General features: G+C 59.8%; 8 protein-coding genes. All 8 read left to right on the forward strand.

Features of this window, described 5'->3' with window-relative positions; translation table 11 throughout:
- Positions 1 to 29 precede the first annotated feature (29 nt).
- A complete protein-coding gene (gene dnaE / locus FIV38_RS16780) occupies positions 30 to 3,551 on the forward strand; it encodes a DNA polymerase III subunit alpha (protein ID WP_029297262.1) in 3,522 nt (1,173 codons plus the stop codon).
- Between the two features lie 139 nt (positions 3,552 to 3,690).
- Positions 3,691 to 4,638 (forward strand): acetyl-CoA carboxylase carboxyltransferase subunit alpha, encoded by a 948-nt coding sequence (locus FIV38_RS16785; RefSeq protein ID WP_029297260.1) that lies wholly within the window; start codon positions 3,691 to 3,693, stop codon positions 4,636 to 4,638.
- Positions 4,639 to 4,797: 159 nt separating this feature from the next.
- Positions 4,798 to 6,117, forward strand: a complete 1,320-nt coding sequence (gene tilS / locus FIV38_RS16790) for a tRNA lysidine(34) synthetase TilS (protein WP_092234012.1) — start codon at positions 4,798 to 4,800, stop codon at positions 6,115 to 6,117.
- Between the two features lie 273 nt (positions 6,118 to 6,390).
- Entirely contained in the window at positions 6,391 to 8,022 is a 1,632-nt protein-coding gene (locus FIV38_RS16795) for a CTP synthase (protein WP_029297256.1), read from the forward strand.
- Between the two features lie 5 nt (positions 8,023 to 8,027).
- A complete protein-coding gene (kdsA, locus tag FIV38_RS16800; protein WP_010212442.1) occupies positions 8,028 to 8,873 on the forward strand; it encodes a 3-deoxy-8-phosphooctulonate synthase in 846 nt (281 codons plus the stop codon).
- Positions 8,874 to 9,029: 156 nt separating this feature from the next.
- Entirely contained in the window at positions 9,030 to 10,319 is a 1,290-nt protein-coding gene (gene eno, locus FIV38_RS16805; protein WP_029297253.1) for a phosphopyruvate hydratase, read from the forward strand.
- 171 nt (positions 10,320 to 10,490) lie between these two features.
- Complete coding sequence (gene ftsB, locus FIV38_RS16810) at positions 10,491 to 10,769, forward strand: cell division protein FtsB (protein WP_029297251.1); 279 nt, start codon at positions 10,491 to 10,493, stop codon at positions 10,767 to 10,769.
- On the forward strand, positions 10,766 to 11,473 hold the full coding sequence (gene ispD / locus FIV38_RS16815; RefSeq protein ID WP_029297249.1) for a 2-C-methyl-D-erythritol 4-phosphate cytidylyltransferase: 708 nt from the start codon (positions 10,766 to 10,768) through the stop codon (positions 11,471 to 11,473). Before ftsB ends, ispD begins: the two co-directional genes overlap by 4 nt.
- The last annotated feature ends 239 nt before the right edge of the window (positions 11,474 to 11,712 follow it).

Raw genomic sequence — 11,712 nt, forward strand, 5'->3', positions numbered from 1 at the left:
GTTTTCACACGTATCTAGACAGGATCACTATGCCGGCTTCATTCGTTCACCTGCGCCTGCACACTGAATACTCCCTGGTCGACGGCCTGGTACGGATCAAGCCGCTGGTCAAAACCCTGGTGGGCATGAACATGCCTGCCGTTGCGGTCACTGACCAGAACAACATGTGTTCCCTGGTCAAGTTCTACAAGAATGCCATGGGCGCCGGGATCAAGCCGATCTGCGGCGCCGACTTGTGGCTGTCCAACAAAGACCCGGACAACGCCCTGAGCCGTATCAGCCTGTTGGCGATGAATGGCGTGGGCTATCGCAACCTGACTGAACTGATTTCCCGTGGTTTCATCGACGGCCAGCGCAATGGCTCGATCATCATCGAGCGCGAATGGGTCGCCGAGGCCAGCGAAGGCCTGATCATGCTATCGGCGGCTAAAGAGGGCGAGATCGGGATCGCCCTGCTCGGCGGTAATCCGCACGAGGCACAAGTGCTGGCGAGCGAATGGATGCAGGTCTTCCCAGGTCGCTTCTATCTGGAAGTGCAGCGCACCAACCGCCCCAACGACGAAGAGCACTTGCATGCCGCCGTGGCCCTGGCCGAAAAGCTGGGTGCACCGCTGGTGGCTACCAACGATGTGCGCTTTATCAAGAAGGAAGACTTCGAGGCCCACGAAACCCGCGTGTGCATCGGTGAGGGGCGGGCGCTGGACGATCCGCGTCGCTCGAAAAACTACAGCGAAGAGCAATACCTCAAGAGTGCCGAGGAAATGGCCGAGCTGTTCAGTGACCTGCCCGAGGCGCTGGAAAACTCCGTCGAAATTGCCAAGCGCTGCAACATTGAAGTGAAGCTGGGCAAGCACTTCCTGCCCAACTTCCCGATTCCCGATGGCATGACCATCGATGAGTATTTCCGCAAGGTGTCCTTTGATGGTCTGGAGGAGCGTCTATCCGTTCTGCTGCCCAAAGACACGACTGAGGATTACGAAGCCAAGCGCCAGGTGTATGTCGACCGGCTGAATTTCGAGCTGGATATCATCATCCAGATGGGGTTCCCGGGTTACTTCCTGATCGTAATGGACTTTATCCAGTGGGCCAAAAGCAACGGCGTGCCGGTGGGGCCTGGCCGGGGGTCGGGTGCCGGGTCGCTGGTGGCCTATGTGCAGAAGATCACCGACCTCGATCCGTTGGAATATGACCTGCTGTTCGAACGGTTCCTGAACCCGGAACGGGTATCGATGCCCGACTTCGACGTCGACTTCTGCATGGATGGTCGCGACCGGGTTATCGAATATGTGGCCGAAAAATACGGTCGCAACGCGGTAAGCCAGATCATTACCTTCGGTTCCATGGCCGCCAAGGCGGTAATCCGCGACGTGGCGCGGGTGCAGGGCAAGTCCTACGGCCTGGCGGATCGTCTGTCGAAGATGATTCCTTTCGAAGTCGGCATGACCCTGGAAAAGGCCTACGAACAGGAAGAAATCCTGCGTGACTTCATCAAGGTCGATGAAGAAGCCGCCGAAATCTGGGACATGGCCCGCAAGCTTGAAGGCGTGGTGCGTAACGTCGGCAAGCACGCCGGTGGTGTGGTAATCGCGCCGACCAAACTCACAGACTTTTCGCCGATCTATTGCGACGAAGAAGGCGGTGGCCTGGTAACCCAGTTCGACAAGGATGACGTGGAGGCCGCCGGCCTGGTGAAGTTCGACTTCCTCGGCCTGCGAACCCTGACGATCATCGACTGGGCGCTCAAGACCATCAACCGCGAGCGGGCCAAGGTCGATGAGGCACCGCTGGATATCGCCTTTATCCCGCTGGACGACAAGCCGACCTACGCCCTGCTGCAAAAGGCCGAGACCACCGCGGTGTTCCAGCTTGAGTCCCGCGGCATGAAGGAGCTGATCAAAAAGCTCAAGCCCGACTGCCTGGAAGACTTGATCGCACTGGTGGCCCTGTTCCGTCCGGGCCCGCTGCAATCGGGCATGGTTGACGACTTTATCAACCGTAAGCACGGGCGCGCCGAACTGGCCTACCCGCACTCCGATTACCAGTACGAGGGCCTCAAGCCAGTACTGGCACCGACCTACGGCATCATCCTGTATCAGGAACAGGTGATGCAGATCGCCCAGGTCATGGCCGGCTACACCCTCGGCGGTGCAGACATGCTGCGTCGCGCCATGGGTAAGAAAAAGCCCGAGGAAATGGCCAAGCAGCGCGGCGGTTTCATTGAAGGTTGCGCCACCAACAATATCGACGCTGACCTTGCCGGTAACATCTTTGACCTGGTAGAAAAATTCGCCGGTTATGGCTTCAACAAATCCCACTCCGCCGCCTACGGCCTGGTGTCATACCAGACTGCCTGGCTGAAAGCCCACTACCCGGCGCCGTTCATGGCAGCGGTGCTTTCGGCGGATATGCACAACACCGACAAGGTCGTGACCTTGATCGAAGAAGTGCGGACCATGAAGCTGCGTCTCGACGCGCCGGACGTGAACGCCTCGGAGTTCAAGTTCACCGTGAACGACGAAGGCCGCATCATCTACGGCCTGGGCGCGATCAAAGGCGTGGGCGAGGGCCCGGTCGAGGCGATCACCGAGGCGCGCCAGGACGGTCCTTTCAAGGATCTGTTCGACTTCTGCGCTCGGGTCGACCTCAAGCGCATCAACAAACGTACCCTCGATGGCCTGATCCGCAGCGGTGCACTTGACCGCCTCGGGCCGTATTTCCATGACGAGCCGAAGGCCTACCAGGCCAATATCGACCGTAATCGCGCGGTACTGCTGACCGCCATGGAAGAAGCGATCAAGGCTGCCGAACAAACTGCCCGGACCCACGACAGTGGGCATGCCGACCTGTTTGGCGGGCTGTTCGTCGAAGAAGACGCCGATGTGTATGCCAACCACCGCAAGGCCAAAGAGCTGACCCTCAAGGAGCGGCTCAAGGGTGAAAAAGACACCCTGGGCCTGTACCTCACCGGTCACCCGATTGATGAATATGAAGGCGAGATCCGCCGATTTGCCCGCCAGCGCATCATCGACCTGAAGCCGGCGCGCGATACCCAGACTGTCGCCGGGATGATCATTGCCTTGCGGGTGATGAAGAACAAAAAGGGCGACAAGATGGGTTTCATCACCCTCGACGACCGCTCCGGGCGTATCGAAGCGTCGCTGTTTGCCGACGCCTTCCACTCCGCGCAGTCGCTGTTGCAGACCGACGCGATGGTGGTGGTGGAGGGGGAGGTCAGCAACGATGACTTCTCCGGCGGCCTGCGCCTGCGGATCAAGCGGGTGATGAGCATGGAAGATGCCCGTACCAACCTGGCCGAAAGCCTGCGCCTGAAGGTCAAGACCGAGGCGCTCAAGGGCGATCAGCTACGCTGGCTGGGGGATCTGCTCAAGCGTCACCGTGGCGCGTGCCCGGTGACCATGGAGTACACCGGCAACGACGCCAAGGCGATGTTGCAGTTCGGCGAGACGTGGCGAATTGACCCGGCTGATGGCTTGATTCAAGCATTGCGTGACCAGTTCGGGCGTGACAACGTCTTCCTCCAATACCGTTGACGGTCAGGGCTGCCCTTGTACCCCTGACCTCGACTCAACATTTAATCTCGACCTTGACGCGCCTCTCCCTTAAGGTAGGGCGCGAATAGACAACCGGCTGGCCAGGCACTCCCTGGCCGTCGACCCAAGACGGACGCTTATGAACCCGAATTTTCTTGATTTCGAACAGCCGATCGCTGACCTGCAAGCCAAGATCGAAGAGCTGCGCCTGGTCGGCAATGACAATTCGCTGAATATCGGCGATGAAATCTCCCGCCTGCAAGACAAGAGCAAGACGCTCACCGAAGACATCTTCGGCAAGCTGACCAGCTGGCAGATCGCGCGCCTGGCCCGCCACCCACGCCGTCCGTATACCCTGGACTACATCGATCACATCTTCACCGAGTTTGACGAGTTGCACGGCGACCGTCACTTCTCCGATGACGCGGCGATTGTCGGCGGTATTGCCCGCCTCGACGACCAGCCCGTGATGGTGATCGGTCACCAGAAAGGCCGCGAAGTGCGCGAGAAAGTGCGTCGCAACTTCGGCATGCCGCGTCCAGAAGGCTACCGCAAGGCTTGCCGCCTGATGGAGATGGCTGAACGCTTCAAGATGCCGATCCTGACCTTTATCGACACCCCGGGTGCCTACCCAGGTATCGACGCTGAAGAGCGCAACCAGAGCGAAGCGATTGCCTGGAACCTGCGGGTGATGGCACGCCTGAAAACCCCGATCATCGCGACCGTGATTGGTGAAGGCGGTTCCGGCGGTGCGTTGGCCATTGGCGTCTGCGACCAATTGAACATGCTGCAGTATTCCACCTACGCGGTGATCTCGCCGGAAGGTTGCGCCTCGATCCTGTGGAAAACCGCAGAAAAGGCTCCGGATGCTGCCGAAGCCATGGGTATCACCGCTGATCGCCTCAAAGGCCTGGGCATTGTCGACAAAGTAATCGCCGAGCCCCTGGGCGGCGCCCATCGCGACCCGGCTGCTGCGTCGGCCACCATCCGCGCTGAGCTCTGTGCGCAGCTGGACATGCTCAAGAAGTTCGACAACGAGGCACTGCTGGCCCGTCGTTACGAGCGCCTGATGAGCTACGGTCTCTAAGCCACTGCGTTACCCATGTGGGAGCGGGCTTGCTCGCGATAGCAATGTGTCAGTGCCAGATTGGTTGACTGGTACACCGCTATCGCGGGCAAGCCCGCTCCCACATTTGCTTTGTATATGCTTGGTTAACGTATTCCAGTTTTGTGGCGGTAACGTGCGATGAAACCAACCCTAACCGCCAAACTTCTGCAAACCCTCGCCCCGTGGCGCAACGCCTCTGCCTGGCATATCGCTTTCTCCGGCGGACTCGACTCTACGGTCCTGCTGCACCTTCTCGCCGATCTGGCAAAAAACCAGTCCCTGCCGCCCCTGCAGGCGATCCATGTTCACCATGGCCTCCAGGCTGCGGCTGACGCGTGGCCAGCTCATTGTCAGGCGGTCTGTGATGCCGCAGGTGTGTCGCTGCGGATCATGCCTGTGCAAGTGCAGGCAGGTGCAAGCCTCGAGCGTGCGGCCCGTGATGCGCGCTACCAGGCGTTTGCCGAAGCGATCGCTCCAGGGGAATTGCTGCTCACAGGCCAGCACCGTGACGATCAGGCCGAAACCCTGTTGTTCCGCCTGCTGCGGGGCGCCGGGGTGCGGGGCCTCACTGGCATGCCAGTACAGCGTCCCTTGGGCGAAGGCTGGCTGGCGCGGCCGCTGTTGGACGTGTCGCGGGCCGAGCTGGAAACCTACGCTCGCGAACAGCAACTGAGCTGGATCGAAGACCCGTCCAACGGTGACTCACGTTTCTCTCGCAATTATCTGCGTCATCAAGTGTTCCCGCAGCTCACTGCGCGCTGGCCCCAAGCGGTAAATACCCTGGCGCGGACCGCAGGGCATCTGGCGCAGGCCCAAGAGCTGCTTGATGAGCTGGCGCAATTGGATGTGCAGGCCGCCCAGTTGCCATCGGCATTTCCCTGGCTGGCGCTGCCCTCGTTGGCGCTTGCGCCGTTACGTGATCTTTCCGACGCCCGGCAGCGCAATGCCCTGCGTTACTGGCTGGCGCCCCTGACGCCCTTGCCCGACAGCGAGCACTGGGTCGGCTGGAATACCCTGCGTGATGCCAAGGCTGACGCACAGCCGGTTTGGCGTTTGGCCGACGGCCAATTGCACCGTTGCAACGATCGCATCTGGTGGGTGCCTGCCGCTTGGTCGGAATTTTCCGACACTGCGCTAAGCTGGCCGCACCCGCAAAACCCACTACAGTTACCTGGCAACGGCCAGCTGTATTTCAGCGCAAATGCCCCTGAAGGCCCTTTGAGCATCGGCTACCGCCAGGGCGGTGAAGTCATGGAAGTGCCAGGTCGTGGCCGGCGTGACCTCAAGCGTTTGCTCAACGAAAGTGCGGTGCCGGGTTTTATCCGTGGCAGATTGCCGCTGCTGTACCAGGGCTCCCGGCTACTGGCCGTGGCCAACCTGGCGAGGGCCTCGACAGGGCAGGGGGATGACTGGCAATTACATTGGGCGCCACCAACCTGCGATCAAGGTTTGAGCTGATAGCGCCTTTCCGGTAGACTACGCTCCCTTCTTGATACAACTTCTGTGGATTCTCCTGAAACACAGTCGTTGCCGATTACCAAGCAGTCTTTGCTGGGCGATTCCAAAAAATGTGTAGCGATCAACGTACCGGTGTTCCATTGCTGGTCTGTCACAACGCGGCGGTTTTTTTGAAAGGTGCACTGTGATTAATGCAGGTGATCGGGGGCTTCGGCCTTCCTTCGCTTTCCCCGGCGGCTCCGACCGCTTTAACGCAGACTTCTAGGGTTTTTCATGACGCGCTACATATTCGTCACGGGCGGTGTTGTTTCTTCATTGGGGAAAGGCATTGCCTCCGCTTCGTTGGCGGCCATCCTGGAGGCGCGGGGACTTAAGGTCACCATGCTCAAGCTGGACCCGTACATCAACGTCGACCCGGGCACCATGAGCCCGTTCCAGCACGGTGAAGTGTTCGTCACCCATGACGGCGCCGAGACCGACCTGGACCTGGGCCACTACGAGCGGTTCATCCGCACGACCATGACCCAGAACAACAACTTCACCACTGGCCGTGTCTACGAGCACGTGCTGCGCAAAGAGCGCCGTGGTGACTACCTGGGTGCAACCATCCAGGTGATCCCGCACATCACCGACGAAATCAAGCGCCGCATCATCAAGGGTGCAGGCGATGCCGACGTGGCGATGGTCGAGATCGGTGGCACCGTGGGTGACATCGAATCCCAGCCGTTCCTCGAAGCCATCCGCCAATTGCGTTTCGAAGTCGGCGCCAAGCGCGCGATGCTGATGCACCTGACGCTGGTGCCGTACATCGCCACTGCCGGCGAAACCAAAACCAAGCCAACCCAGCATTCGGTCAAGGAACTGCGTTCCATCGGCCTGCAGCCGGACGTGCTGGTGTGCCGCTCCGATCACCCGATCGACATTTCCTCGCGTCGCAAGATCGCCCAGTTCACCAACGTTGAAGAACGTGCGGTGATTGCCCTGGAAGACGCCGACACCATCTACAAGATCCCGGGCATCCTGCATTCCCAAGGCCTGGATGATTTTGTGGTCGAGCGTTTCGGCCTGCAGTGCAACGGTGCGGACCTGTCCGAGTGGGAAGCGGTGGTCGACGCCAAGCTCAACCCTGAGCACGAAGTGACCATCGCCATGGTCGGCAAGTACATGGAACTGCTGGACGCGTACAAGTCGCTGATCGAAGCGATGAGCCACGCGGGCATCAGCAACCGGACCAAGGTCAACCTGCGCTACATCGATTCCGAAGATATCGAGAACCAGGGCACCGCCCTGCTCGAAGGTGTCGACGCGATCCTCGTACCAGGCGGTTTCGGCCTGCGTGGCGTGGAAGGCAAGATCACTGCCGTGCAGTACGCTCGCGAGAACAAGGTGCCGTACCTGGGTATCTGCCTGGGCATGCAAGTGGCCGTTATCGAGTTCGCCCGTAACGTGCTGGGCTGGAAAGACGCCAACTCCACCGAGTTCGATCACACCAGCGGCCACCCGGTCGTGGGCCTGATCACCGAGTGGGAAGATGCCACCGGCGCTGTCGAAACCCGCACCGAAACCTCCGACCTGGGCGGCACCATGCGTCTGGGCGCACAGGATTGCCTGCTGGAGTCCGGTTCGCTGGTGCACGACTGCTATGGCAAGGATGTGATTGTCGAGCGTCACCGTCATCGTTATGAGGTGAACAACAACCTGCTGCCGCAGATCAAGGAAGCCGGCCTGAAAATCTCCGGTCGCTCCGGTGACGGCAAGCTGGTTGAAGTGGTCGAAGCCCCGGATCATCCATGGTTCGTCGCTTGCCAGTTCCACCCTGAGTTCACGTCGACCCCGCGCGACGGTCACCCGTTGTTCAGCGGTTTCGTCAAGGCTGCACTGACGCAACATCAGAAGAAGGCGTAAACCTGATGGCCCAGAAGATCATTCGCGTAGGCGACATCGAGATTGCCAACGACAAGCCCATGGTGCTGTTTGGCGGCATGAACGTGCTGGAAAGCCGCGACATGGCGATGCAGGTCTGTGAAGAGTACGTAAAGGTTACCGAGAAACTGGGTATCCCTTATGTATTCAAGGCCAGCTTCGACAAGGCCAACCGTTCGTCCGTGACCTCCTATCGCGGCCCGGGCCTTGAAGAAGGCATGCGGATCTTCCAGGACATCAAGCAAGCCTTCGGCGTGCCGATCATCACCGACGTCCACGAGCCTGAGCAGGCGGCCGTGGTCGCCGAGGTGTGCGACATCATCCAGTTGCCGGCCTTCCTGTCGCGCCAGACCGACCTGGTGGTCGCGATGGCCAAGACCGGCGCTGTGATCAATATCAAGAAAGCCCAGTTCCTCGCGCCCCAGGAAATGAAACACATCCTGAACAAGTGCGTGGAAGCGGGTAACGACCAGTTGATCCTCTGCGAGCGTGGTTCGAGCTTCGGCTACAACAACCTCGTGGTGGACATGCTCGGTTTCGGCATCATGAAACAGTTCGAATACCCGGTATTCTTCGACGTGACCCACGCGCTGCAAATGCCCGGTGGTCGCGCAGATTCTGCCGGTGGGCGACGTGCCCAGGTGCTGGACCTGGCCAAGGCCGGTATCAGCCAGTCCCTGGCTGGCCTGTTCCTGGAAGCCCACCCGGACCCGGACAACGCCAAGTGCGACGGTCCTTGTGCCCTGCGCCTGGACAAGTTGGAGCCATTCCTGGCCCAGCTCAAGCAATTGGACGAACTGGTCAAGAGTTTTCCGACAGTAGAGACCGCGTAACCCGCGTTTCTCCGGTAAACTTTCCGCGCTTTATGCTCAGGTCCCAGGGCCTGGGCCTTGTCGCCTGCAAGCCTGCCCCGTTGTTCCACCCTTGCGGTCGGTCAAAAGATTTCCTTCAGCTGCGTCGTTTTCGTCAACTTTGGAGTGTTTACAACAATGGCAAAAATCGTCGACATCAAAGGTCGTGAAGTTCTCGACTCCCGTGGCAACCCCACCGTCGAAGCCGACGTGCTTCTCGATAACGGTATCATCGGCAGCGCCTGCGCGCCGTCCGGTGCTTCCACCGGTTCGCGCGAAGCGCTGGAACTGCGTGATGGCGACAAGAGCCGTTACCTGGGCAAGGGTGTCCTCAAGGCGGTAGCCAACATCAACGGTCCGATCCGCGACCTGTTGCTGGGCAAGGACCCGCTGGACCAGAAAGCCCTGGACCACGCGATGATCAAGCTCGACGGCACTGAAAACAAAGGCAGCCTCGGCGCCAATGCGATCCTCGCCGTATCCCTGGCGGCTGCCAAGGCCGCTGCACAGGATCAAGACCTGCCGCTTTACGCGCACATTGCCAACCTGAACGGCACTCCGGGCGTGTACTCCATGCCGGTGCCGATGATGAACATCATCAACGGTGGCGAACACGCGGACAACAACGTCGATATCCAGGAATTCATGGTGCAGCCAGTCGGCGCCAAGACCTTCTCCGAAGGCCTGCGCATGGGCACCGAGATCTTCCATCACCTCAAAGCTGTGCTGAAGGCCCGTGGCCTGAGCACTGCTGTGGGCGACGAAGGTGGTTTCGCACCGAACCTGGCGTCCAACGAAGATGCACTGAAAGTGATCTCCGAAGCGGTGGCCAACGCTGGCTACAAGCTGGGCACCGACGTGACCCTGGCCCTGGACTGCGCGGCCAGCGAGTTCTATGAAGATGGCAAGTACAACCTGTCTGGCGAAGGCCAGGTGTTCAACTCCGAAGGTTTCGCGGAATACCTGAAGGGCCTGACCCAACGCTACCCGATCATTTCGATCGAAGACGGCTTGGACGAGTCCGACTGGGACGGTTGGAAAATCCTCACCGACAAGATCGGCGAGAAGATCCAGCTGGTTGGCGACGACCTGTTCGTGACCAACACCAAGATCCTGAAAGAAGGCATCGATAAAAAGATCGCCAACTCGATCCTGATCAAGTTCAACCAGATCGGCACCCTGACCGAAACCCTGGAAGCTATCCAGATGGCCAAGGCCGCGGGCTACACCGCCGTGATCTCGCACCGCTCCGGCGAAACCGAAGACTCGACCATTGCCGACCTGGCCGTGGGTACCTCCGCGGGCCAGATCAAAACCGGTTCCCTGTGCCGTTCCGACCGCGTTTCCAAGTACAACCAACTGCTGCGTATCGAAGAGCAATTGGGCGGTAAAGCCAAATACAACGGTCGCGGTGAGTTTCGCGGCTGAGTAGTTGATGGTAAAAAGACAACGGATTGTGTCGGAAAACTCGCTGAAGAGTGAATTTGCGCACTAATCTGATGCCTATCAAGCACAAGCCTGGTTCTTCCAGGCTTCGTGCTATCAGTTGCTTCAAAAGTTTTGCATGGCTGTCTTTTTTCACTGGATACCCGATATTCGATGCGCAGTCCCAATTGGTTGTTCCTCGTCTTGCTCTTGCTGCTGGCTGGCCTGCAGTACCGCCTTTGGGTGGGCAATGGCAGCCTGGCGCAGGTAACCGACCTGACCCAGCAAATTGCCGCGCAGCACGCCGAGAACGAGGTGTTGCTGGAGCGCAACCGTGTACTCGATGCCGAAGTGCTTGAGTTGAAAAAAGGCATGGAGACCGTCGAAGAGCGGGCTCGTCATGAGTTGGGCATGGTCAAGGAGGGCGAAACCCTCTACCAGTTGGCCCAATGAGTTCCTGTTTGCCGGCCTTCTGGGCCGTGATTCCTGCCGCGGGCGTCGGTGCCCGTATGGCCGCAGACCGTCCCAAGCAGTATCTGCAGTTGGGCGGGCGCACTATTCTTGAACACAGCCTGGGCTGTTTCCTCGACCATCCGAGCCTCAAGGGGCTGGTGGTCAGTCTGGCTGTGGATGATCCTTATTGGCCAAGCCTGGCGTGTGCTGGCGACCCGCGCATCCAGCGCGCGGACGGTGGTTCGCAGCGTTCAGGCTCGGTACTCAATGCGTTGCTGCAACTCAATGCCTTGGGCGCCAGCGATGACGACTGGGTGCTGGTGCACGATGCCGCACGGCCGAACCTGAGCCGCGAGGACCTCGACACGTTGTTGGCAGAGCTGGCGCACGACCCTGTGGGCGGCTTGCTGGCTGTGCCGGCCCGCGACACCCTCAAGCGTGTCGACAAGCACGGGCGGGTCGTGGAAACCATTGACCGCAGCCTTATCTGGCAAGCCTACACGCCGCAAATGTTTCGCCTGGGTGCGCTGCATCGTGCCTTGGCCGATAGCCTGGTGGCCGACGCAGTTATCACCGACGAAGCCTCGGCCATGGAATGGTCCGGCCAGGCGCCGCGTCTGGTGGAAGGGCGCGCGGACAATATCAAGGTGACCCGGCCAGAGGACCTGGAGTGGCTCAGGTTGCGATGGGCCAATCGCAGCTAATCAGTTACACCGAGTTGACTCTATCGCAGGCAAGCCAGCTCCCACACTTGACCGCATTCCAGCAGGTATATGCGGCCAAGTGTGGGAGCTGGCTTGCCTGCGATGAGCATAGGTATCTACACAACTTTGCCGCAACGCCTAAATCCAGGCAGATAGCGCAGTTGTGGCGAGCGGGCTTGCCCCGCGCTGGGCTGCGAAGCAGCCCCAGTAAGCCGTATGCGGTGTATCAGATACTCCGT

Source organism: Pseudomonas proteolytica, from assembly GCF_007858275.1.
GTDB classification, from domain to species: Bacteria; Pseudomonadota; Gammaproteobacteria; order Pseudomonadales; family Pseudomonadaceae; genus Aquipseudomonas; species Aquipseudomonas proteolytica.